Source organism: Vibrio sp. 10N.261.55.A7, from assembly GCF_002877365.1.
GTDB lineage: Bacteria > Pseudomonadota > Gammaproteobacteria > Enterobacterales > Vibrionaceae > Vibrio.
In genome coordinates this window covers 20,957-43,252 of record NZ_MCWZ01000001.1, presented here as the reverse complement: position 1 = coordinate 43,252, position 22,296 = coordinate 20,957, and the positions used below count along the sequence as shown (strand labels likewise).

Here is a 22,296-nt window from a genome sequence, read left to right as displayed (position 1 = left end):
ATCATTTAATTTATCGGGTTGATTTTTATGTCTAAGAACATCTATTTAGTCCTAGGGGTTCTCTCTGGCGCTCTAGGTGCCATCACACTATTCTCTATAATGACTTTTACGAGCTATTGGTTCGTACGTACTATCTTACTTAGCTAGTTTGAATTTAGTGAATGAGGAATACATGAAAACAGTTTTGATCACAGGTGGAAACAGAGGTATCGGGCTAAGCTTAGTCACCCAATATCTTCAGCGTAACTGGCATGTTCATACTACTTATCGAGAAGTGAGTAAATCAAGAGAGTTACTGGACATTGAAAGAAATAATCACAACCTAGTCTGCCATCAATTAGAGATAACGGACTACACCAAGTTTCCTACATTGGCCGACATCCTTCCCAACCTCGACTTACTCATCAACAGTGCTGGCTATTATGGCCCTAAGAGTAACCAACTTGGTCAAATCGACGTTGAGGAATGGCGGAACGTTTTTGAAACCAACACTATCGCTCCCTTGAAACTGGTTGAAGCGCTCTACCCTAATCTACTTGAGGGGGCAGACAAAACAATCGCCTGTCTTTCATCTAAAGTTGGGAGCATGACAGAGAACACATCAGGTGGTGGCTATATCTATCGATCGTCAAAAGCCGCGCTCAACTCGGTCGTTAAGAGCTTGAGTAACGATCTTTCTGCGGAAGGCTTCAGAGTGGTTGCCCTTCATCCTGGATGGGTAAAAACGGAAATGGGCGGGCCCAATGCGCTAATAGATACCAATACATCGGCCTCTGGCCTAATCAACGTGATTGAGCAGTTAACACCAGAGAAAAGTGGCCACTTCTTGAACTATGATGGAACCTCTATTCCTTGGTGACACCAATGTTGCCCTCACATGCTGAGTACCCGCACATGCTTATCACGCCATTCATTGGTCATGTTCGTAAGACTTGGCACTGACTGGGTCACCTAAGCAGCGGGCTTCTTGCCTTTCTTGGCATAGGCTCGCTTTTTGCGCTTGAAGGCCGGGCGCTCTACCTTTGGAAGAGATCGCAGAGATTCTGGCACTGCGTTAACTTTTACATCTGACATAATGGACGTTACACGGTCTTGTAAAGCGTGCATAAAAGGTTGATAAGCTTGATTCTTTTCTGCCATCCCTTGAAGCTGATGTTCCCAGTGCGCTGTCATATCAGGATAGGTAGACTCTTTGGGCAAAGCATGAATCAGCCCTCTTCCTGCAGGGCTTCCATTGATGCTTTTACCGTTTCGAATCAGCAACTGCCTCTTAAAAAGCGTGTCCAAAATACCCGCTCTTGTCGCCTCAGTGCCTAAGCCATCGGTTTCTTTCAAAATTGATTTCAGGCTTCTGTCTTCAACAAAGCGAGCGATACCCGTCATCGCTTGCAGTAGGGTGGCTTCCGTAAAGTGTTTTGGCGGCTCTGTCTTTCGATCATGAATTCGACCTTCTCGACAGGTTAGTACTTCTCCTTGCTTTAATGCAGGAACCGTATCACTGGTCTCATCGTCGGATTTACTTTTTCCAACCAGTTCTTTCCAGCCCGTCTCGACTAACTGCTTGCCTTTAGCAATAAATAAACCACCCGCAATATCAAACTCCAGCTTGGATTCCGCATAGACTGCCGGCGGATAAAACTGCATCAAATACTGCCTAGCGATCTGTTGATAAATTTTCATCTCACTGGCAGAAAGCGCGGTAAGTGATGATTTTTTCGGAGTAGGAATGATCGCATGGTGAGCGTCGACTTTGCTGTCATTCCACGCTTTGGACTTGATCGACAAGTTTGCGTTTGAAACCGCTTGGTTTAGATCGCTGATATTGTTTGCGATCGCTTGTGTCACCGATCCAGCCTGAGCATAGTGTTCTACTGGCAGGTAACGGCTATCAGAACGAGGATAGGTAATAAGCTTATGCTTTTCATACAATGACTGACACGTATCCAACACTTGCTGCGCGCTCATACCAAAGCGTTTGGCAGCGTCAATTTGAAGAGATGAAAGCGAATACGGCAATGGCGCATACTGTTTGGTGTGCTTTTGCTCTGACTTCACCACTTTTGCAGGCTGACTAGCGATTCGTTGCGACACATTTTCAACCAACTTCCGATTGAGTATTCGCCCTTCTTCATCCTGCCAGGGCTCACACGCCTCACTGGGCTTCCACTTTGCAACAATATCAAACATTGCGTTGTTATCTTGATATGGGATGAGCGCATCGAGCGTGAAATAATCTTTCGAGATAAAGTTCTCTATCTCCTCATCACGCCTTACCACTAAGCCCAATACAGGGGTTTGCACTCGCCCCACAGACAGTACGCCGTGATACCCTGCTTTTTGTCCAAGCAACGTATAAGCGCGAGTCATGTTCATGCCATATAGCCAGTCGGCTCTTGAACGTGCTAACGCAGAAATAGAGAGGGGAATAAAGTCGCGGTTACTTCTCATGTGAGTAAGTGCTCGCTTAACAGCTGGAAGGTTTAAGTCGCTAATAAGAAGGCGTTGGGCCGCTTCTTTTTTCTTCTTAGCCACTTTGCAGTAATCAAGAACTTCATCAACTAACAGTTGCCCTTCTCTATCAGGGTCGCCTGCATGAACAATAGAAGACGCTTCTTTCAGAAGTTTTCTAATCACCGTGAGCTGTTTACTGGATGTCTTTCTAGGTCGAAGCTGCCACTGTTCTGGCACGATGGGAAGATCGGAGAGATTCCATTTTTTATAGCGCTCGTGGTAAGCATCGGGCTCAACCTGTTCTAGCAAGTGACCAATACACCAGGTCACAATATCGCCATTTCCACAGCGGATAAAACCTTGATCTTTCTTTTGTGGATTGGGTAAGGCGGCGGCGATAGCTCGGCCTAAACTGGGTTTTTCGGCAATAATTAGACGAGACATGAATACCGTCGCTATAAAAACAATCAGGGCCACATTCTAAAATGTGGCCCTGATATTTCAAGCAATATTGTATATTTACACAGTATTACTCAGCGTCGTCTTGCTTGTCAGCCATCGCTTCTTTTATTAGAGGCTGAAGTTCGCCTTTTTGGAACATCTCTAAAATGATGTCACAACCGCCAATCAATTCACCTTCAACCCAAAGCTGCGGGAATGTAGGCCATTGAGCATAAGCAGGCAGCTCAGCACGGATATCTGGGTTTTGCAGAATATCTACATAAGCAAACTTCTCACCACACGCCATTAGCGCTTGTGATGCTTGAGAAGAAAAACCACAGCTAGGTAGTTTAGGCGAACCTTTCATGTATAGAAGGATAGTGTTTTCAGCAATTTGCTGTTTAATTTTATCGATAGTTTCCATTGCTTCCTCTGAATCGATGTCCTGCATTGAGTTCGTCATTCTAAAGCATTGCTAAAGAATAAAAACCATTGAAATAGTCAGGTTATTAATTTGTTCTCATTTTGATGCAAAACTTACAACAAAATTGGTGACAAACCTTTTAATAAAGTAAAAACTTGCTAAACTATATCTCAAGTCGCCTTGACCGACAAAAATAAAAATATATTGGAAGCAATGAAAGAGAGTTAAGTCTCTCATCTAACTGGAGAATTAAGCAATGTCATTTGAACTACCAGCACTACCTTATGCAAAAGACGCACTAGAACCACACATCTCTGCAGAGACTCTAGATTTCCACCACGGTAAACACCACAACACTTACGTCGTTAAGCTAAACGGTCTTCTCCCTGGTACTGAGTTCGAAGGCAAGTCTCTAGAAGACATCATCAAGACTTCTACTGGTGGCGTATTCAACAATGCTGCTCAAATCTGGAACCACACGTTCTACTGGCACTGTCTAGCTCCTAAAGCGGGCGGCGAGCCAACTGGCGCTGTTGCAGAAGCGATCAACGCTGCATTCGGTTCTTTTGAAGAGTTCAAAGCAAAATTCACTGATTCAGCAATCAACAACTTCGGTTCTTCATGGACTTGGTTAGTGAAAAAAGCTGACGGCTCTCTAGAGATCGTAAACACGTCTAACGCAGCGACTCCACTAACAGAAGAAGGGACAACTCCACTTCTAACTGTTGACCTATGGGAACACGCTTACTACATCGATTTCCGTAACGTTCGTCCTGATTACATGGCTGCGTTCTGGAACCTAGTAAACTGGGATTTCGTAGCACAAAACCTAGCGAAGTAATTCGTCTACGTTTTCACTCAATTTAGTCATTTCTAAAGCCCACATTTTTGTGGGCTTTTTCTTTATTCATCCATATCTTCTGTAATTTAGCTTCCCTTCACTGCATATAAACCTAAAGTTATCCAAACACTTGCCGCTAAAAGTGAATTCAACGGGGAGTGTCATGCAAATACATACGTTAGACAAAGCAGCAGTTATCAACGAGCTACAATTTGGCTCGGGGATAAGTCATGCCGTTCAAACGGGTCGGCGGGCTGATTTTGCACTCATTATGTCAATGTTCTCAGACGATGTTCGAGACAACACACCTGTAGAAAAAATTGATGAGCCAGAGTTCACCGATCAAACTCTACGAAAACGATTTGAGCTTCGGCCCCCTCAACAACTGAGATCTGATCAAAATTCCTACAAAATATCCGCAACACAGGCAAACGCGTTTCATCAAGGTGGGTTAATGAGTGCCAAACTCAATCATTACCTAGTTCCTGAAACGCTGACATTTTTACCTGAAGAAACGAGCGGTCTTCCGGAAGAGGTTTATCATAACTTATCCGGCCATGTAAGAAGGCAACTTACTGAAAGTAAACCAAAAAACCTTCTTCCACTTGACCTTTACAATCAGCTTGTGGTCGCGCAACGAAGTTTCCAAATACAATCCCAAGTCTAGAATATTGTTCTCACTATTAAGACCGATTCAGCAAATGAATGCATTAATGTGATGGCTCGCTAACTTTCATCATTAAACCTTCTCATCCACAGCTTATTTGAAGTTATTCACACATAAAGCACAGTTAATGAACCATGCTATGTGGACAAAAAAATCCCACCAATAAAAATAGACAAGGGGTATTATCATTAATGGATATTAAAAGTGCTGTCATCTTAATTACATCTGCCGGTTCGTTGTTAGGGGGTACGCTGGCAACTCACTTTGCATCACTCGGTGCAAAGATTGTACTGTGCGATCAAGATATGAATCTGCTGAACGACACCTATCACCGTTGTAAAACAATCTCTGATGACGTGTATTATTTCAAGGTAGAAGATTACTCTTTAGGCTCCATCCACCAGCTTTTTGATTTTGTTGATGACAAATTCCAGCGCTCGCCTGATGTTCTAGTTAATAACTGGCCAAATGCGCCACTACCTGGTTTGATTGGTAACCAGTCTGCTGAGCAGTTTTCTCATCAGTTAACAACATTAGCGTCAACTCTGTTTGGCTTCGGGCAAGCAAGCGCTGAAAGAATGTGCCTAGAAAAGAAGCACGGCGTCATCGTTAACGTTATTTCAGTCGACGACAGACATGATTTGGAAGGGTTTGAGAACGCCTCATCGATTGTGACAGGCTTTACCCAGAGCTGGGCTAAAGAGCTGACACCATTTAACATTCGCGTTGGAGGCGTTGTGCCAGCACTGAGTCGCTCTTCTAAAAATCGAGATTACCACTGGCCACAGGTGAGAGATGAACTGATTCGAAATACGGAATACATTGTCGCTAATGACTATTTTAGTGGACGCATAATGGCAGCAGAAGCATCATGATCCCCTCCATTCCGGCACTTATCTCTATCCAAGTACGCTAATTTTGCAGTTGGTCTAATAGTCGGTCAGCTGCTTCTTCTATCAAATCGAGCACCAAATCGAACCCTTTGTCCCCACCATAGTACGGATCTGGAATTTCACTATAATCAGACGATGAATAACTGAGAAATAGTGCCAGTTTATGTTGATGTTCCACCGGGCAAATGTCGTAAAGATCAGCTAAATTCGCTTTATCTGCCGCCAAAATCAGACCAAATCGTTCAAAATCCGAACTTTCAACCTTTCTTGACTGAATGTTAGCAAAGCTATATCCACGTTGCTCTCCAACTCGTTGCGATCGGCTGTCAGGCGCACTTCCTTGATGAAAACCAATCGTTCCCGCAGAATCAACGTCAATATCCATCCCCCGCTCTTTGGCCTTAGCTCTTAGTACAGCTTCCCCAGTGGGTGAACGGCAAATGTTGCCCATGCAGACCACTAATATTGAGGGTTTGTTCATGTTTTCCATTCTATTGATTCCTTTCTTATCCATACTTCCGAAACACACATAACGGATGTTATCACCAACAAAGTCAATGGTTTATAATTCTTTTAGGCAGTATCAATTTTGCAAACTCTTTCCATGCTTAAAATCAGTACGAATTGAAACCGATTGTATCACTAGCTCCAATTAAGGAGTTGAACCCTAAAGATTTTTATCGTCAGTCGAAGCAAAGTCTAGTTGATCCACATGTTCAGATCTTGCTATAGGGCCTTAATACCGCTGTACAGCAGCACTAATGCCTACCAGTGCCATCGCCCATCATACCCACTTAACACCATTCTATTCGGATACTGCCCCTCATTCCTAACCTTTGTGCTATCAAGGAATAAGAAAATCTCTTTCTTTGAACCCTTCTAGGTGTTATACATATATATAACACCAATTCAGCAGAGACCCATTTATGACGCACTGGAATGATCGCCAACCGATTTTTCGCCAGTTGGCTGATCAAATCACTCAACAGATATTGAAAGGCGTTTGGCGAGAAGGCGAAGCTTTGCCTTCGGTTCGCAATATCTCGGCAGAGATGAAAATCAACCACCTAACCGTCATGAAAGGTTACCAACTACTGGTTGACGAGGGCTTGGTGGAAAAGAAACGAGGTCAAGGCATGTTCGTGGCACTTGGTGCAAAACAGCGATTGCTCAATGATGAAAAATCTCGCTTTCTTGAACAACAAATTCCTCAGATCGCCGCAACATTGCAGCGTCTCGACATGTCTTTAGAAGAATTCGTCTTGCAACTTAAATTACATACGAAAGGGTGACAAATGAGTGCATTAGTCAGTGTAAAAAACGCCTCCAAGCTCTATGGTAAACAACAACATAGCAAACAGGGAGATGCCCTTCACAACGTCAGTTTTGATTTGCAGGCAGGTCAAGTTCTAGGTCTTCTCGGTCATAATGGTGCCGGCAAATCAACCTTAATCAATGCCCTACTTGGGGCTCATAATTACCAAGGCTCGATTAGCATCAATGGGTTTGAGCCTATTTCGCAACGTGACAAAATCATGCAGAGCTTATCGTACATCTCTGATGTCAATGTACTGCCAGGCTGGATGACGGTGACGCAGCTTCTCAGCTATACCCAAGGTGTTCACCCGAGTTTCAACCGAAGCAAGGCTGATGGCCTGCTCCAGCAAACCGACATAAAGCCTCGTGCTCGTATTAAGACCCTTTCCAAAGGGATGAAAGTGCAATTACACCTTGCCATCGTCATTGCAACAAATACCCAAATTTTAATACTGGATGAACCGACACTCGGTCTTGATTTGGTTTACCGAGATACCTTTTATCGCCATCTTTTGGAGTGGTTTCATGATGGTGAGCGCGCATTGATCATTGCTAGCCATGAAGTCGCTGAAATAGAACATCTACTGACCGATGTGTTGATCCTCAAACACGGTCAGCCGGTACTGCAATCTTCAATGGATAGCATCAGCGAAGACTACTTTATTCTGGATGCCAGTGACAATCATCGTTCGGTAATCGAAACCCTGAACCCGCTTTCTTCTCAAAAAGGGCTCGGCACGACCAAATGGCTACTTTCTTCTCAATACTCTGACCAGGTTGAAAGTCTAGGCGACATCTACACAGTGAAATTAGCGGATCTATTTTTAGCTTTACAGAAGGAGGGATTGTAATGCGTTCTACCTTAGCGATGTTACGTAAAGAATGGTTAGAAAACCCTCTCGTTACGCGTATTCCTTTATTCATGCTGGCTTGCGGCATACTACTTTTTATTAGTTTGCTCAGTAGTTCAACCCTGCAACACAATATGTTTTTCCAAATGAGTTTCAACGGCGATGTGAGCGACATCCATAAAGAGTTGGGCGACGACGTCAACATGCTGATCACTGGCGGTGTTGGGCTGTTGTCCATCTTGCTTGGCACACAATATTTCCCTAGAACACTTCGCAAAGAGCGGTTAGAAGGCAGTGTCATGTTTTGGCGCAGCATGCCTGTTAGCGATGTAAAAACGCTGTTGGTTAAACTTGCTTTCGGTTTACTTGTGATCCCGTTGGTGTGTTCACTCTTAGTTTTTTTCGCGGATTTTTTGCTTTGGGTTTTAAATATATCAACAGAGAATCAACTGGCTTTACTGTATCGCCAAGCATCATTGGGCTACGTCTTATTCCACTGGATTGAGTTTCTACTTCGAATGGTTGTCGCTGGCGTACTTCTGTTGCCATTGGCTCTGGCGGCGATGGCTGTCTCTCAAAAAGTCAAATCTCCACTGTTGATACTGCTAATTTCGATTTACGCATTACGTTGGATGCCCATCGCAATGTTTAACTTTTACGGGCTAGACGAATTCTTCTCTAAAATATTCTTCATGCCTCTGCATGCTGTTCTCGCGCCAAATCCTTTCAGTGCGGTGCCGGAAGCTGGTTGGCTAAATGTTGTGATTTACGCTTTGTTAGGCATGATTGCTTGGGCGACAACACTTAAATTCAGTCGAACAATCAACTAAACCCAATAATGATAGCGAGGTAAATACCTCGCTATCAGCAACAATAACCCTATTTTACATTGTATGAACAAGTTATCTCAGTGCATCGTTTACTAGAAAAAATGTGCTAGTCTTACGGCAACTCAACAAAGAGATAACAACTACAATGAAAATTTTCAGTAATTTCGAAAGCGGCAATATTCATGTCGTTTCAGCAGATAATCCACAAGACATTCAACTCACCATCCCTGCAGACAACCAGACAGATATCTCTCAATGGTTTCATTTTCGCCTTGAAACAGACGCACATCAGCCTCACCACTTTACCATCAGTGAACTGGCGACATCCGCTTACCCTGAGGGTTGGCCAGATTACGATGTGGTTGCATCCTATGACCGCGAAGAATGGTTCCGAATTCCAGCTCAATTCGATGGCAATGCGCTGAGTTTTGATATCATTCCTGAACATGAATCCATGTATTTCGCCTACTTCGCACCCTACTCTTATGATCGTCATCAAGACCTTTTACATGGCGCTCAAACTCACCCAGCATGTAAGTTGGAAACGCTTGGCCACACGCTAGACAACAACGACATCAGCATATTAACGATTGGTGAGCCAAGCCCTGAGAAGAAAAACATCTGGATTATTGGTCGCCAACATCCAGGTGAAACGATGGCCGAATGGTTTATTGAAGGGCTAGTGTTACGCTTGCTTGATGAAACCGACACAGTGGGTCGCTCGCTGCTCGACAAAGTCGTAATCCATGTTGTTCCTAACATGAACCCAGACGGCAGTATCCGTGGACACCTTCGTACCAACGCTGTTGGCGTGAACCTAAACCGTGAATGGCAAACGCCTTCTATGGATCGCAGCCCTGAGGTTTTCCTTGTGCGCGAGCGAATGCTAGAAGTGGGTGTCGACATGTTCTTAGATATCCATGGTGACGAAGCTATCCCATACAATTTTGTCGCAGGCAGCGAAGGGACGCCATCTTACAATGCGCGTATTGCCCATCTTGAAAATCACTTCAAGCAAGCATTGCTGACGATCACACCTGAGTTCCAAGATGACATTGGTTACGACAAAGATGAACCAGGCAAAGCGAACCTTACCGTGGGTTCAAACTGGGTCGGAGAGCAATTTAAGTGCTTGTCTTACACCGTAGAAATGCCATTTAAAGATCATATTAGCCACGCAGACGAACTGTACGGCTGGTCGCCAGAGCGCAGCGTGACATTCGGCCACGACATGCTTGCAGCAGTTTGGGCAACCGTTAGCGAACTCTAAGTCGTTAGAATGAACAACAACAAGGCCTGTCAGCATTTTGCTTTCAGGCCTTTTTTTGACTTCGTGGGAGTGAATACATTTTGTGACAATGAATAAGGTGAGATTCACTATGTTTAAATGGAATGCTCCCAATACCCTAGTTCGAGTCAGCGTTTTTCATACAATGGGATGTTCTCACCCACGATGTATTTCTGCCTCAAAATACTCGATACTTTATCCAGCACCATGATAATAACGACCAATATCAGCGTAATGAACGTCACCACATCCCAGTTCCATAGCCGCATATTCTCAGCGTAGACTAAACCGATACCACCAGCACCCACAAAACCCAGTACCGCCGCCGATCGCGTGTTTGATTCTAATTGATAGAGACTCAACGCCAAAAACGTAGGAAAGGACTGAGTGAAGATACCAAATCGATGTTTCTGTAAGTTGTTCGCACCCAGTGCAGTTAGGCCTCGAGACGGTTTTTTATCGGTTGCTTCGTGACTTTCCGCATACAACTTACCAAATAGCCCTAAATCTTGAACAAAAACAGCCATCACACCCGCCAATGGACCAAGGCCCACCGCGCGTACGAATATCATCCCCCAAATGGCCATATCAATGCCACGCAAAACGTCGAACAGTCGGCGCATTGCAATCGCTATGATTCCAAAAGGCCCAGTCATGACATTTCTTGCTGCGAAGAAGGATAAAGGCAGCGCGACCACAGAGGCGCTCAATGTGCCGCCAAACACAATCGCTAACGTTATGCCGATCTGCTTAAAGTAATACGCAAATGGCCAGTCAAGAAAGTCTCTCCAAATAAACATATGCTTGAAATAACTGAGAATTTTTCCGTTACCCAACTCAAATTGTTTTCCTGATACACCAAAGAAGCTGAAAAACAGGAAGTAATAGGCCAAAACGATCACTGCCGCCACGGTTACTCCTGTCAGGTAGCGCCTTTGTCGAGAGAAAATGTCGCTGTTCTCGAGTTTGATTTGCTCTATTGTCATCTGTGTCATTTTGCATCCCCACTGATAATTTTCTTTCTAAGAATGCCTGAGGAAGTATCAATCAAGCCGACCACGATGATGATTAGCATTAACGTAATGCTCACTTGATCATGACGACCTAAACTAATATTGGTCATTAGCTCTTGGCCAATACCACCAGCCCCTACGAGGCCAAGAATGGTAGAGGATCGGAAGTTAATCTCGAATCGTAGGAAAATGTACGACAATGCGGTGGGCTTAATTTGAGGCCAAAAGGCATATCGAAGTCGTTGAATTGGGTTGGCACCGCAGGCAGTCAAACCACGAACAGGCTTGTCTGAAATCGTCTCAATGGATTCATAAAAAAGCTTGGTTAAGCTGCCAATCGTATGCAGCGTCAAGGCAACGAACCCAGGAAAGGTTCCAACGCCATAAGCCATGACAAACATGACCGCCCAAGCTAACTCTGGCATCGTTCGTAAGAAGGCGACAAAAGAACGGATACCCACTCGAACCGAGGTAGGCGCGTATCCGTTTGACGCAGATAAAAATGCCAAGACTATCGCAACAATGGAAGACACCAATGTCGCCGCTATTGCCACATTAATGGTTTCCCAGAGCAATGGAATCTGAATATGCAGTCGGTAGCCCCAGTAAATTAGAGAGCCGGGGACTGCCCTGCCATTTTCATCACGGCTGACAAACAGCACATCCCATGAGAGTGTTGGCAGAGTATCGTAGATATAATCAAACAGTGCTGGCGCATTATTGATGATCGTATAAAGGCTGAATTCGGCGTAGTGTCCAGAAAGCAGGTAGAGAAACATAAAAACGGAAGACCACATCAAGGCGTCTGTTTTTTGTTTGCGACTTATCTGTTGATAGTATTGTTCAAATTGCATGAATGAGACCGTACAAGTAGAAAGCTGACTGAGACTCAGCCAGCTTTTTTAAGAGAAAGGTATTAGCGCTGAGCAAACTTCGTTGCTTTAACCAAATCAATGATTGACTGGTATTCCGCAACGCTCGTTTCTTCCAAGTGAAGCGAGCCACCCGCCGCTTTGCTGAAACAAGCATTTTCTTCACGAGCGAGTTTCTTCACCGCCACAACAAGATCATCTTTAAACTTAGGGTCAAGGCGATTGCTTACAATGGTTGGGCCATTTGCGATAAGTGGAGATTCCCAGATAATACGAACCTTGTTCATCAATTCAGGTTCGTGATCCATAAAGCGAGTTAACGCACCTGCACTGTAGCCTTTGTCTTTCTCACCCACCATAGATGACCAAGTAACGGCCGCATCAAATTGCCCGTTCAATACACCCACTATGTCCTGCTCATGACCACCTGAGAAGTTAACAGACTCGAAAAAGTCGTTGTATTTATTATCCATATTGCCACCCAACTTCATCTCTAGCTGGTTGTTTGGAATCAAGTAACCCGATGTTGAGTTAGGATCTGCAAATGAAAATACAGTGTTTTTCAGGTCGTCAATCGATTGATACTCGCTGTCTTCTTTCACAAGAATAACGGAGTGATAACCACGAGAGTTATCAGTGTTATCGACCGTGATACCCACTAAATCTACCGCTTTCGGGTCATTTAGATACACTTCGGCGTATGACTTTGGTGACATGTTCACAACCAAATCGATCTTCTCACCTAATAGCCCTTGGATTACCGCATTGTAGTCTGTCGAGTTACGAATGTTTGTCTTTACACCCAGCTCTGCTTTGAGGAAATCAGCCACACACTGGTTGTCACCAATTTGATCCGCTGCATTTTGTCCACCTAAAATTCCTAGATTAATTTCGCTTGGCGCTGCCGCATTAACATTAAACGTCGCGGCTGATGCCATTGCGATACCAACAGATAGAAGCTTTTTCATCACTTGTCCTTTATGTGTAGTGTCTGGTTTTCTATATGGGTTTATTGGATTTGCTCGATCTCATCACCGTATAAGCGATGTAATACCTGATCATTAAGTCCAGAAGGATGCCCGTCGTATATGACTTGACCTTTTGCAAGACCAATGACACGGGTACAGTACTGCTGAACTAATTCGATTGAGTGTAGGTTCACCATGACCGCAACACCGTCGCTGCTGACTTTTTGCAATGCTTCCATAATGCGAACGGTGTTTTTAGGGTCTAAAGAGGCGACAGGTTCATCTGCCAGAAGTATTTTGGGGTTTTGCATCATGGCGCGACAAATAGCCACACGTTGCTGTTGACCACCAGAAAGATTTTCAGCGCGTTGCAGCGCATAGGGCAGCATGTTGAGCCATTTAAGCAGCTGAATTGCATGAGCGCGGTCTTTATCACTGAACACTTTCAGCAAAGACTTTAGCGTCGATGTATGGCTCAAGCGTCCCAATAACACATTGGAAATCACATCAAGACGAGGCACTAAACAGAAGTCTTGGAAAATCATTCCGCAGTGGGTTCGCCATTCACGCAATTCTTTTCGGTTCATGCTTAATACATCATCAACGGTTTTATCACGGTGCACATTGAGAATGTTTCCGCCTGTCGCAGGGATCGTGCCATTTAAAGTGTGCAGTAATGTCGACTTGCCTGCGCCTGAACGCCCAACGATAGCGACAAATTCTCCCGCTTGAAGCTCAAAGCTTATGCCGTCTAATACCACTTTGCCTTCTTGGTAAGATTTCGTCAGCCCCTGAACTTCAAGCACTTTTCGACCAAAATCTTGCTGTAGCTGTTCACTGCTGTCCGTCACGATTGACAACTCGGGTGCGCTCATCGCCATACCCATTACTCCAAGTCACTATTTACAAATTGAACAGTATTACAACGCAACAGTTTGACGGATTTTCGACGTTTTTATGACCAATTTGTGAATCAGTAGAGCCGACAACTGGACAGAAAGGTCGTTGATTAGAGTATTTGCACGGCGCAAACATCGTATACATCGTTGTTATTTCCTTTTATAAATTGGGGTATTTAAAGAAAAGGAACTTCGATACTATAAATAGATATTAGGGACTTAATTGGAATCACTATGGCCGACTCAAATACCAAAGAAACACGCCACAAAGCTCGACAACAAAAAGTTAAAGAACAAGTTGATGAGCGTGTCGCCGCTGCGCAAGAAGAAAAAGGGTTACTCCTTGTGATTACCGGTAACGGCAAAGGAAAATCCACCTCTGGCTTTGGGACTATCGCTCGCGCGGTTGGCCATGGCTTTAACTGTTCCGTTGCACAGTTCATAAAGGGCACATGGGACAACGGTGAAAAGAATCTTCTAGAAAAACTGGGCGTAGAGTTTCAGGTAATGGCCACGGGGTTTACTTGGGAAACTCAAGATAAAACGGCGGATACACTTGCCGCTCAAAAAGTGTGGCAAGAATGTAAGCGAATGCTGAAAGATGAATCGATCGATGTGATTCTATTTGATGAGCTCACTTATATGGTCAGCTATGGCTATATTGAACTCGATGAAGTGCTTGAAGCGCTGAGCAATCGACCAAAGATGCAATCGGTGATCATTACTGGTCGAGGCGCGCATCGCAGCCTGATTGAATTAGCCGATACGGTTTCAGAAGTGAAAAACGTTAAGCACGCGTTTGAATCGGGTGTAAAAGCGCTCAAAGGTGTGGACTGGTAAACAGGCTTCATACTCTGGTTTCCACTCAAAAGTAAGGGCTGAAAATAACAGCCCTTACTCGTTTCTATTGTGAAATACACAAGGTTAGATTAGTTAAACAACCCTTTCAGAGCGCCTCTAATTTTTTCCTTGGTTTTCTCATCACCAATCTTATCTCCGTACTTTTCTTCCAGCTTGTTAAGACCACGGTCTATCTCTTTTTCAGCTTTCTGCTTTAGTACGTCATCGAATATCAGTGCGAATTTTGGTTGTGCCCAAGCGCCAGTGACCTTAATTGGAATGGTGACATCTTTAAGCTCATCGATATTCTTACCGCCCTGCCCTTTTAACGAGCCAACAACAGAAGTTCTCACTAAGAAGTCGACCGTCTCGTTAAGGTAGTTGGCACTGCCTTCACCGTGGATGCGTAGAAGTGGAGACTGAGCGGTTAGATTGTTCGTAGTAACCGTCCCTTTATTAAGCTTTAGCGTCGCTTTCATTGCGCTGAAGTCCGTCTTCTTCGGCCCAGTTTCTTGCTCTACTTTTTCGCCTGTAATTTTTGCGTAGTTTTCTCGAATCAACTGAGCAACATTAATTCCGTTCACTGCACCATCTTCGAAATTAATATCAATGGTTCCGACCAGGTTCTTTTTAATGCCCGTTGGCGTCAAGCTTTGTCCCTTAACATCGACATCAATGTTGCCTGTCCCCTCAAGCTTATCAACCTGAGCAACATCTTGAAGCAGTGGCAGTACTTTGACACCTTTAATGCGTTTCTTCGCTGTATAGCTTGCTGGCGATTTTCTCGCGTCTAACTTTGCGGTGGCTTGAATCGAGCCGTCATAAAGTTTAGAACTGAAAGACGTTAACTCAGCGACACCACGATTGACGGAGAAGTCCGTCTTCACATCTTGCATCTTGGCGTTATTCGCTTTGAACTTATCGATCACGATAGAGCCTTTAACATCTAACGTTTTCAAGGCCGTGAGATCTGGCTCTACTTCCGCGGGCTCGCTTTTCACTGGTGCTGGCGAAGTTGATGCTGTCGTTGAACTGCTTGAATCAGAGCCAGAAGAGGCCGTATCGCCTGAGCTTTGAGAAGCCGACGATGCTTGACCAAGACCTAAAAACTCATCCAAGTCGATGTTGGGGCTATGAAGATTAAATCGTACCTTAGGGATCTCAAGGAGCGTGATGTCGGCTTTACCGTCTAGCTCTATGCTATTCGCCGTCAATTTCTCTAAAATAAACGCGAGATGACTCTTGGCTAAATCAAAGCTCAGATCCGATGCCATATCAACCTTCATCGGATTCTGTGGCAATGCGTCACCCTTAAAGGTGGCATCAAGCGTCAGTTTGTTAAGCTGAAGCAGGGTCATCGCACTATCGATACTAAGCTGCCCCGCACCTTTCATATCTAAACCCAGATCGGCCGCAGTCCCTTTAACGCTATAAGTTAGGTTATTGACCTTATCAAACTCAAACGTATCCAAACCTATCTTGGCCGTTTCGATTGTATTACTTGGGTCTTTAAAACTTGCATCAACGTCAATGTTACGAAGAGCATAACGAGCAAAGCCTGTTGCAAGGTTGAACTCGGCTTGTCCGTTAGCAGCAAAGGTTTGCTGATTGTTTTGGCCTTTCACGGCAAATGTGGCGGTCGTCCAGTTATCAAATTCAAACTGAGAAAGCCCAAGAGAGATATCATACAACTTAGTAAAAGAGCCGGCTTGATGATCTTGGATATCCAAAATGGCATTCGAGACCGTCACACCAGCGAGGTTGATTGTCCACGCAGCAGCGGCACTGCTATTTGGCTCAGACGATGTTGACTCGGACGCACTTTGAGACGAATCGGATGACGCATCGCTTGAAGTGGTGTTTGCCTGCTCAGAAGGTGCAGCGTCACTTTGCGCTTGGGTTAACGCATCAATATTGCGCTCACCGGATTTCAATGTTTCCAGATAGAACTCAGCGCCATCAAGGGTAATATTACCAATCTCTAACTGTTGATCAAACAAAGGCATGACGGAAACATCAACGCCGATAGTGTCGACTTTAAATAGGTTGGGTTGACTGAATCCCTGCGGATTTTTCAGTTCAGTTTTACCTAACTCGAAACCAATAGAAGGAAAAAACTGCCAGCTGATATCGCCCTCGATAACAAGATCCAAACCCGTATGTTGTTTCGCTTGTTCAACAATTAGGGGTTTAAATTGATTCGGGTTGACGAGAAGAATCAGGGCTGCAATCGCAATGAGAATAGCGAACAGTGGGATGGCAATGAACAAAAACAGTTTTTTCATTAGCTTTTTCCTTGCTTGAGGTAATTCCTTTCAATCATTGTCTAGGAATTGGAAAAAAGAAAGTGGCACTTAAAGTGCCACTTCTTTTGACAAAAATAAAGACTCTACCGTCAACAAAACGTGAGAATCCAATCTTTTTATGTATCAGTCGCTTAAGAGCTTACTGCCTTGATAAAAAGCAGCGTTCCCTACTACGCTTTTAACAGTTTTGCGATATGCGCTTTCAGTACATCGATCGCGATACGGTTTTTACCACCACGCGGTACGATGATGTCAGCATACTGCTTAGAAGGCTCTATGAACTGCATGAACATAGGACGCACCGTTTCTTGATATTGCGTTAATACCGATTCCATTGAACGACCACGTTCTTCTACATCACGTTTTACACGGCGAAGTAAACAGATATCTAATGGTGTATCCATAAAGACTGTCGCGTGCATAAGGTTGCGTAAACGAGGGTCCGTCAGTAGCAAGATGCCTTCTAAAATAATCACTTTCTTTGGCGTCAAGGTTGTCGTATTTTCAGTACGAGTATGCTCGGTATAGCTGTACTCTGGCACCTCTACAACTTCACCTTGAATCAAGCTTTCAAGATGCTCACACAACAAATCATGGTCCAACGCCTTCGGGTGGTCGTAGTTGGTTTTAACACGTTCTTCCATACTCAAGTGAGTTTGGTCGTTGTAATAACAGTCTTCCGTGATAACACCAATTTGGTCAAATCCCACCTTGGCACATAGCTCTTTATAAACAGTACTTGCAATAAGACTCTTACCAGAAGCCGATGCGCCAGCAATTCCGATGATGACACATTGATTATTCTCAGACATTTTTACACCCAGTGATGATTTGGAGGAACAGATAAACGGCCCGATTATAGGGAGTTCATTCCTTAGATTCTAGTCGTGTACTGACTTAATTGTCAGCTTTTAAAGAAATAGAATAACAAACCATCATGTAATCGATTGCTTGGTATATAGAGGCCGATATTATTCATCCACCATGTGGAAACTTATCGCATCGGGCTTAGGAGTTCCCTGCCAATATAAGCAACTGCACACCCTCTCTGCCAGCGCTAGATAACGCTGAGTATGCTCATTACGACTTTCATCACTTGAATTTTTGGCTACCGTCGGCTCACCGCTATCAATATCCTCTCGCAAATTGATGTGCAATGGAATTTGCCCCAATAAAGAAAGCCCATATTCAATGGACATACTCTGCGCACCACCGGATCCAAATATATGCTCTTTTTCCCCACAATGACTGCATATGTGGTAGCTCATATTCTCAATCAAACCAATAACCGGCACATTGACTTTGTTGAACATGGCAGCCCCTTTGCGAGCGTCGGCTAAAGCCAAATCTTGTGGCGTAGTGACAATAACGGCCCCCGTCACAGGGATCTGTTGTGACAACGTAAGCTGAATGTCGCCGGTACCCGGTGGCATGTCTATCACTAGGTAATCTAGGTCGGGCCACTCGGTTTCATTCACAAGTTGCGCCAGTGCTTTAGAGGCCATCGGACCACGCCAAATGGCGGCCTCACTTTTGTCCACGAGATAACCAATAGAGTGCGTATAGATCCCATGGGCCTCAATCGGTTGCATCCATTTATTGTCGCGTACCTGTGGCTGTGCGTCTTCGGTCCCCATCATCATGGGTACTGACGGGCCATACACATCCGCATCCAGCAACCCCACCTTGGCGCCCGATTTCGCAATCGCTAGCGCTAGATTGACGGATGTCGTCGATTTACCAACCCCACCTTTCGCAGACGTCACCGCGATGACATTCTTCACTCCTTTTATGGGGTGCGAAACTTGGGTTTGCAGTGATTTTGCTTTGATAGCTATCGAATATTGAAAAGCGGCGACTTGTTGAGTTTGCTGTGCAGATTGCATCCAAGCGTCGAGCTCTTCGGTTAATTCATTGGCGGCAAATGGAATGGAGACCTGAAAAACACCACTGGGTGTAATCGTTAATATTCCGGCTTGGTTTGCCCAGCCTTCCACGAGGCTTTGATGCTCAAATTCATTGAGCCATTGACAAAAGTCCTGTTTAGAATCGAACTGACGCATAACTTCTCCTTTTTTCAACATCCTAACACTCGCCAGCTCTGGACTGAACCACAAAAAAACTGAGGGAATAGCGCCTGTCACAGCTTGGCGTCAATCGCTTCATGCGGTAGTATTAGCCATAATTTTACACCTATCAATGAAAGCGATTAATTAAGTATGGCAACCGATCCAAGAAATGTTTCTTCAAGGAAACTGCTGGTAACATGTGCTCTTCCGTACGCTAACGGCTCGATTCACCTTGGACATATGCTAGAGCATATTCAAGCTGATATCTGGGTTCGCTACCAACGCCTGCGTGGGAACACTGTAAACTTCATCTGTGCTGACGATGCTCACGGCACGCCAATCATGCTAAAAGCGCAACAGATGGGTATCACGCCAGAAGAGATGATCGCTGCTGTCAGTGAAGAGCACCAAAAAGACTTCGCCGGTTTTGATATCAGCTTTGACAACTACCACAGCACGCACTCAGAAGAGAATCGCGAGCTGGCTTCTCATATCTACCTAGAGCTTAAAAAGAACGGCTTTATCTCTAGCCGCACTATCTCACAGCTTTTCGACCCTGAAAAAGAGATGTTCTTACCAGACCGTTTCGTAAAAGGCTCGTGCCCGAAATGTAAGTCTGAAGATCAATATGGTGACAACTGCGACAACTGTGGCGAAACCTACAGCCCAACTGAACTGATTAACCCTAAATCAGCGGTTTCTGGCGCAACACCAGTAATGAAAGATTCAGAGCATTTCTTCTTCGACCTGCCTCAGTTCGAAAGTATGTTGAAAGAGTGGACTCGTTCTGGCTCTCTACAAAACGAAACGGCAAACAAAATGCAGGAATGGTTTGAGTCTGGCCTTCAGCAGTGGGATATCTCACGTGATGCGCCATACTTCGGTTTCGAAATTCCGGGCGAGAAAGGTAAGTTCTTCTACGTTTGGCTAGACGCGCCCGTTGGTTACATGGCGTCATTCAAAAACCTATGTGATAAGACTGAAGGTTTAGAGTTTGACGAATACTGGAAAAAAGACAGCACGACAGAGCTTTACCACTTCATCGGTAAAGACATTGTGTACTTCCACTCACTATTCTGGCCAGCGATGCTAGAAGGTGCCGGTTTCCGTAAGCCGAATAACGTTTTCGTACACGGTTACGTCACGGTAAATGGTGCAAAAATGTCGAAGTCTAAGGGCACGTTTATTAAAGCGGCGACTTACTTGAACCACCTAGACCCTGAGTGTCTGCGATACTACTACGCAGCGAAACTCAACAGCCGTATCGATGACTTAGATCTTAACCTTGAAGACTTCACGCAACGTGTAAACTCTGATGTGGTTAACAAGATTGTGAACCTTGCTTCTCGTAATGCTGGTTTCATCACTAAGCGTTTCGACGGCAAACTATCGGCTGAATTTGCTGAACCTGAGCTATACAACGAGTTCGTTGCTGCAGCCGACCGCATTGCTGAGCTTTATGAATCACGTGAATTTGGCCGTGCTATTCGTGAAATCACGGCATTGGCTGACAAAGCAAACCAATACGTTGATGAAAAAGCCCCATGGGTTATCGCGAAAGAAGAAGGCAAAGACAAAGAACTGCAAGATATCTGTTCTGTCGGTATCAACCTCTTCCGCGTTCTGATCACTTACCTTAAACCGGTTATGCCTGAACTGGCGGCTCGTACAGAAGTATTCTTAAACCAAGAACTGACTTGGGAAGGCGTGGCTGCACCGCTGACCAACCACGACATCACTAAGTTCAAAGCGCTATTCAACCGCATTGATCCGAAGAAAGTGGAAGCGATGATTGAAGCATCAAAAGAAGATGCCGCAGCAGAAGTCGCAGCGAAAGAGAAAGCAGAAGCTGAAAAGAACAAAGCAAGCCAAACTGAGCTAGACAAAGATCCAATCGCAGACGAGATTGAGTTCGATGCGTTTGCTGCAGTAGATATGCGTATCGCACGTATCATCTCTTGTGAAGAAGTGCCAAAAGCCAACAAACTGCTTAAGTTCCAACTGGACATCGGCGGCGAAACTCGTCAGGTATTCTCTGGTATTAAATCAGCATACAAGCCTGAAGAGCTTGAAGGCAAGCTAACCGTTATGGTTGCCAACCTAAAACCTCGCAAGATGAAGTTTGGTATGTCTGAAGGCATGATCTTAGCGGCAGGCCCTGGTGGCAGCGACCTGTGGATCCTAGAGCCACACGAAGGTGCACAGCCTGGAATGCGTGTAATGTAAGCCAACCGCTTCATTCACGAATCTGCACAAAACTTGAATCCCCGTTATAAATCAGTTGTCACGGGGATTTTTTATTGATAACAGAAACAGCCAGCCCTAACGACGTGTAAGCGTTTGGTCAGATGTTTTGTCTCATATTGTAATGACATAGCACTTTCGATACGCTCGGCTGATACTACTAAAAATGAGCAAACCATGAGATTTACCATTCTTTTAGCAGCAACATTCGCCTGCGCAACCGTTAATGCCCAGCCTTTTGTCAATGCTCAAATTGGCGTTGGTTCAACGAAAGCGAACAAGGTATCCATGGGGTACACTATCGACAAACACGCCTTAGCCATCGGCTACATGGCGAGTGACGGCAAGAGCGATATCTCTTATCTTCAAGGCTCACCAACGACAACTCAACGAGATGAAGCTGAAGCTGAATTCGTGACTCTTGATTACTCCTACACGTTTGCCAACTACGATGGTTTTGACATATTCGTGAATGCAGGCGTTGGGCTAGGAAAAAGCGACATTACTCGAACCATCACTGACAGTGGTTCAAACAATTCTTCAACGAGTACATCCGATCACTCATCGACCTACTACGGTCTGCACTTAGGATTGTCACGTACCTTTGAAAGTATTGATGGATTAGGCTTCTACGCTTTAGTGGGCGTCGATTCTTATGACTACGATACGTTTGATAGCAGCGGCCTATCAGGAAATCTAGGGGTGAGATACACATTCTAAATCGTATTCCTGTATAAGCATTATGTCGGCTCTTTGTCATTCTCTTACCGATTAGAGACTCGTTCGAAGAGCCTATTTATCCTTTCCTTCCCCCAACTCTCTATCTTCATCTGCTTGCGTTTTTTCATTGCTTACGATTTCTTCCTACTTCTAACACAACGCTAGAATGAGTGCTTAACACACCTCCGCTCCCTTGCATTCGGCCGCCCCCCCCCAAAAAAAATCAAATAAATGCCCTACTTTAGTTCTGCTCGCACTAGAAAGTCGCAGCCCAGGAACTCAGCAAGACTTTAATTCATTGTTTTTATTACTTTTTAATTTTGGCATAAATAATGTACTAACTCTTTATAGGTACGTCTATT

At 44.6% G+C, this 22,296-nt stretch carries 21 protein-coding genes; 11 read left to right on the top strand and 10 right to left on the bottom strand.

Going from position 1 to position 22,296, the window contains the following annotated elements:
- The first annotated feature begins 172 nt into the window (after positions 1-172).
- Entirely contained in the window at positions 173-859 is a 687-nt protein-coding gene (locus BCU12_RS00195; protein ID WP_102402400.1) for an SDR family oxidoreductase, read from the top strand.
- A 92-nt stretch (positions 860-951) separates the two neighbouring features.
- On the opposite strand, the gene BCU12_RS00190 is transcribed toward BCU12_RS00195, so the two are convergent.
- Both BCU12_RS00190 and BCU12_RS00185 read right to left on the bottom strand, forming a co-directional pair.
- Entirely contained in the window at positions 952-2,895 is a 1,944-nt protein-coding gene (locus BCU12_RS00190; protein WP_102402399.1) for a DNA topoisomerase III, read from the bottom strand.
- An 85-nt stretch (positions 2,896-2,980) separates the two neighbouring features.
- Complete coding sequence (locus BCU12_RS00185) at positions 2,981-3,316, bottom strand: Grx4 family monothiol glutaredoxin (protein WP_102402402.1); 336 nt, start codon at positions 3,314-3,316, stop codon at positions 2,981-2,983.
- Between the two features lie 256 nt (positions 3,317-3,572).
- On the opposite strand from BCU12_RS00185, the gene sodB reads away from it, so the two are divergent.
- The 3 genes from sodB to BCU12_RS00170 all read left to right on the top strand — a co-directional run bounded on the left by sodB (position 3,573) and on the right by BCU12_RS00170 (position 5,699).
- Positions 3,573-4,157 carry a superoxide dismutase [Fe] gene (sodB, locus tag BCU12_RS00180; RefSeq protein ID WP_102402398.1) on the top strand — a complete coding sequence of 195 codons (585 nt, stop codon included), beginning with the start codon at positions 3,573-3,575 and terminating at the stop codon, positions 4,155-4,157.
- 163 nt (positions 4,158-4,320) lie between these two features.
- Complete coding sequence (locus BCU12_RS00175) at positions 4,321-4,824, top strand: VC2046/SO_2500 family protein (RefSeq protein ID WP_102402397.1); 504 nt, start codon at positions 4,321-4,323, stop codon at positions 4,822-4,824.
- A gap of 191 nt (positions 4,825-5,015) precedes the next feature.
- On the top strand, positions 5,016-5,699 hold the full coding sequence (locus BCU12_RS00170) for an SDR family oxidoreductase (protein WP_102402396.1): 684 nt from the start codon (positions 5,016-5,018) through the stop codon (positions 5,697-5,699).
- A 37-nt stretch (positions 5,700-5,736) separates the two neighbouring features.
- Here the strand turns inward: BCU12_RS00170 and BCU12_RS00165 are convergent, their stop codons facing one another.
- Positions 5,737-6,207, bottom strand: a complete 471-nt coding sequence (locus BCU12_RS00165; protein ID WP_102402395.1) for a low molecular weight protein-tyrosine-phosphatase — start codon at positions 6,205-6,207, stop codon at positions 5,737-5,739.
- Positions 6,208-6,643: 436 nt separating this feature from the next.
- On the opposite strand from BCU12_RS00165, the gene BCU12_RS00160 reads away from it, so the two are divergent.
- The 4 genes from BCU12_RS00160 to BCU12_RS00145 all read left to right on the top strand — a co-directional run bounded on the left by BCU12_RS00160 (position 6,644) and on the right by BCU12_RS00145 (position 9,985).
- Positions 6,644-7,009 carry a GntR family transcriptional regulator gene (locus tag BCU12_RS00160; RefSeq protein ID WP_102402394.1) on the top strand — a complete coding sequence of 122 codons (366 nt, stop codon included), beginning with the start codon at positions 6,644-6,646 and terminating at the stop codon, positions 7,007-7,009.
- Positions 7,010-7,012: 3 nt separating this feature from the next.
- Positions 7,013-7,885 (top strand): ABC transporter ATP-binding protein, encoded by an 873-nt coding sequence (locus BCU12_RS00155; protein WP_102402393.1) that lies wholly within the window; start codon positions 7,013-7,015, stop codon positions 7,883-7,885.
- Complete coding sequence (locus tag BCU12_RS00150; RefSeq protein ID WP_102402392.1) at positions 7,885-8,715, top strand: hypothetical protein; 831 nt, start codon at positions 7,885-7,887, stop codon at positions 8,713-8,715. Before BCU12_RS00155 ends, BCU12_RS00150 begins: the two co-directional genes overlap by 1 nt.
- 145 nt (positions 8,716-8,860) lie before the next feature.
- On the top strand, positions 8,861-9,985 hold the full coding sequence (locus tag BCU12_RS00145; RefSeq protein ID WP_102402391.1) for a M14-type cytosolic carboxypeptidase: 1,125 nt from the start codon (positions 8,861-8,863) through the stop codon (positions 9,983-9,985).
- Between the two features lie 146 nt (positions 9,986-10,131).
- On the opposite strand, the gene phnE (BCU12_RS00140) is transcribed toward BCU12_RS00145, so the two are convergent.
- The 4 genes from phnE (BCU12_RS00140) to phnC all read right to left on the bottom strand — a co-directional run bounded on the left by phnE (BCU12_RS00140) (position 10,132) and on the right by phnC (position 13,737).
- Entirely contained in the window at positions 10,132-10,998 is an 867-nt protein-coding gene (gene phnE, locus BCU12_RS00140; RefSeq protein WP_102402390.1) for a phosphonate ABC transporter, permease protein PhnE, read from the bottom strand.
- Positions 10,995-11,870, bottom strand: coding sequence for a phosphonate ABC transporter, permease protein PhnE (gene phnE / locus BCU12_RS00135; protein WP_102402389.1), 876 nt, complete (start codon positions 11,868-11,870; stop codon positions 10,995-10,997). Before phnE (BCU12_RS00135) ends, phnE (BCU12_RS00140) begins: the two co-directional genes overlap by 4 nt.
- Positions 11,871-11,932: 62 nt before the next feature.
- Positions 11,933-12,856: a phosphonate ABC transporter substrate-binding protein gene (gene phnD, locus BCU12_RS00130; RefSeq protein WP_102402388.1), complete on the bottom strand. Its 924-nt coding sequence runs from the start codon at positions 12,854-12,856 to the stop codon at positions 11,933-11,935.
- A gap of 41 nt (positions 12,857-12,897) precedes the next feature.
- The gene (phnC, locus tag BCU12_RS00125) at positions 12,898-13,737 is read right to left on the bottom strand and encodes a phosphonate ABC transporter ATP-binding protein (RefSeq protein ID WP_102402387.1); all 840 of its coding nucleotides are present in this window, start codon (positions 13,735-13,737) and stop codon (positions 12,898-12,900) included.
- Positions 13,738-13,989: 252 nt separating this feature from the next.
- Between phnC and cobO the strand changes: the two genes are divergently transcribed.
- Positions 13,990-14,595 carry a cob(I)yrinic acid a,c-diamide adenosyltransferase gene (cobO, locus tag BCU12_RS00120; protein ID WP_102402386.1) on the top strand — a complete coding sequence of 202 codons (606 nt, stop codon included), beginning with the start codon at positions 13,990-13,992 and terminating at the stop codon, positions 14,593-14,595.
- Positions 14,596-14,684: 89 nt separating this feature from the next.
- Here cobO and BCU12_RS00115 read toward each other — a convergent pair whose 3' ends face one another.
- From BCU12_RS00115 to apbC, 3 genes are all read right to left on the bottom strand, one after another.
- Positions 14,685-16,880, bottom strand: a complete 2,196-nt coding sequence (locus BCU12_RS00115; RefSeq protein ID WP_102402385.1) for an AsmA family protein — start codon at positions 16,878-16,880, stop codon at positions 14,685-14,687.
- Between the two features lie 191 nt (positions 16,881-17,071).
- Entirely contained in the window at positions 17,072-17,713 is a 642-nt protein-coding gene (gene udk / locus BCU12_RS00110) for a uridine kinase (protein WP_102402384.1), read from the bottom strand.
- A 159-nt stretch (positions 17,714-17,872) separates the two neighbouring features.
- A complete protein-coding gene (apbC, locus tag BCU12_RS00105) occupies positions 17,873-18,964 on the bottom strand; it encodes an iron-sulfur cluster carrier protein ApbC (protein ID WP_102402383.1) in 1,092 nt (363 codons plus the stop codon).
- Positions 18,965-19,120: 156 nt separating this feature from the next.
- Between apbC and metG the strand changes: the two genes are divergently transcribed.
- Positions 19,121-21,196 carry a methionine--tRNA ligase gene (gene metG / locus BCU12_RS00100; RefSeq protein WP_102402382.1) on the top strand — a complete coding sequence of 692 codons (2,076 nt, stop codon included), beginning with the start codon at positions 19,121-19,123 and terminating at the stop codon, positions 21,194-21,196.
- 195 nt (positions 21,197-21,391) lie between these two features.
- Positions 21,392-21,934: a hypothetical protein gene (locus BCU12_RS00095; protein ID WP_102402381.1), complete on the top strand. Its 543-nt coding sequence runs from the start codon at positions 21,392-21,394 to the stop codon at positions 21,932-21,934.
- Positions 21,935-22,296 lie beyond the last annotated feature (362 nt).

Bases quoted from the DNA above. Each gene is read 5' to 3' on its own strand.
- BCU12_RS00195 (WP_102402400.1), top strand. From the start codon at position 173: ATGAAAACAGTTTTGATCACAGGTGGAAACAGAGGTATCGGGCTAAGC.
- BCU12_RS00190 (WP_102402399.1), bottom strand. From the start codon at position 2,895: ATGTCTCGTCTAATTATTGCCGAAAAACCCAGTTTAGGCCGAGCTATC.
- BCU12_RS00185 (WP_102402402.1), bottom strand. From the start codon at position 3,316: ATGGAAACTATCGATAAAATTAAACAGCAAATTGCTGAAAACACTATC.
- sodB (WP_102402398.1), top strand. From the start codon at position 3,573: ATGTCATTTGAACTACCAGCACTACCTTATGCAAAAGACGCACTAGAA.
- BCU12_RS00175 (WP_102402397.1), top strand. From the start codon at position 4,321: ATGCAAATACATACGTTAGACAAAGCAGCAGTTATCAACGAGCTACAA.
- BCU12_RS00170 (WP_102402396.1), top strand. From the start codon at position 5,016: ATGGATATTAAAAGTGCTGTCATCTTAATTACATCTGCCGGTTCGTTG.
- BCU12_RS00165 (WP_102402395.1), bottom strand. From the start codon at position 6,207: ATGGAAAACATGAACAAACCCTCAATATTAGTGGTCTGCATGGGCAAC.
- BCU12_RS00160 (WP_102402394.1), top strand. From the start codon at position 6,644: ATGACGCACTGGAATGATCGCCAACCGATTTTTCGCCAGTTGGCTGAT.
- BCU12_RS00155 (WP_102402393.1), top strand. From the start codon at position 7,013: ATGAGTGCATTAGTCAGTGTAAAAAACGCCTCCAAGCTCTATGGTAAA.
- BCU12_RS00150 (WP_102402392.1), top strand. From the start codon at position 7,885: ATGCGTTCTACCTTAGCGATGTTACGTAAAGAATGGTTAGAAAACCCT.
- BCU12_RS00145 (WP_102402391.1), top strand. From the start codon at position 8,861: ATGAAAATTTTCAGTAATTTCGAAAGCGGCAATATTCATGTCGTTTCA.
- phnE (WP_102402390.1), bottom strand. From the start codon at position 10,998: ATGACACAGATGACAATAGAGCAAATCAAACTCGAGAACAGCGACATT.
- phnE (WP_102402389.1), bottom strand. From the start codon at position 11,870: ATGCAATTTGAACAATACTATCAACAGATAAGTCGCAAACAAAAAACA.
- phnD (WP_102402388.1), bottom strand. From the start codon at position 12,856: ATGAAAAAGCTTCTATCTGTTGGTATCGCAATGGCATCAGCCGCGACG.
- phnC (WP_102402387.1), bottom strand. From the start codon at position 13,737: ATGGCGATGAGCGCACCCGAGTTGTCAATCGTGACGGACAGCAGTGAA.
- cobO (WP_102402386.1), top strand. From the start codon at position 13,990: ATGGCCGACTCAAATACCAAAGAAACACGCCACAAAGCTCGACAACAA.
- BCU12_RS00115 (WP_102402385.1), bottom strand. From the start codon at position 16,880: ATGAAAAAACTGTTTTTGTTCATTGCCATCCCACTGTTCGCTATTCTC.
- udk (WP_102402384.1), bottom strand. From the start codon at position 17,713: ATGTCTGAGAATAATCAATGTGTCATCATCGGAATTGCTGGCGCATCG.
- apbC (WP_102402383.1), bottom strand. From the start codon at position 18,964: ATGCGTCAGTTCGATTCTAAACAGGACTTTTGTCAATGGCTCAATGAA.
- metG (WP_102402382.1), top strand. From the start codon at position 19,121: ATGGCAACCGATCCAAGAAATGTTTCTTCAAGGAAACTGCTGGTAACA.
- BCU12_RS00095 (WP_102402381.1), top strand. From the start codon at position 21,392: ATGAGATTTACCATTCTTTTAGCAGCAACATTCGCCTGCGCAACCGTT.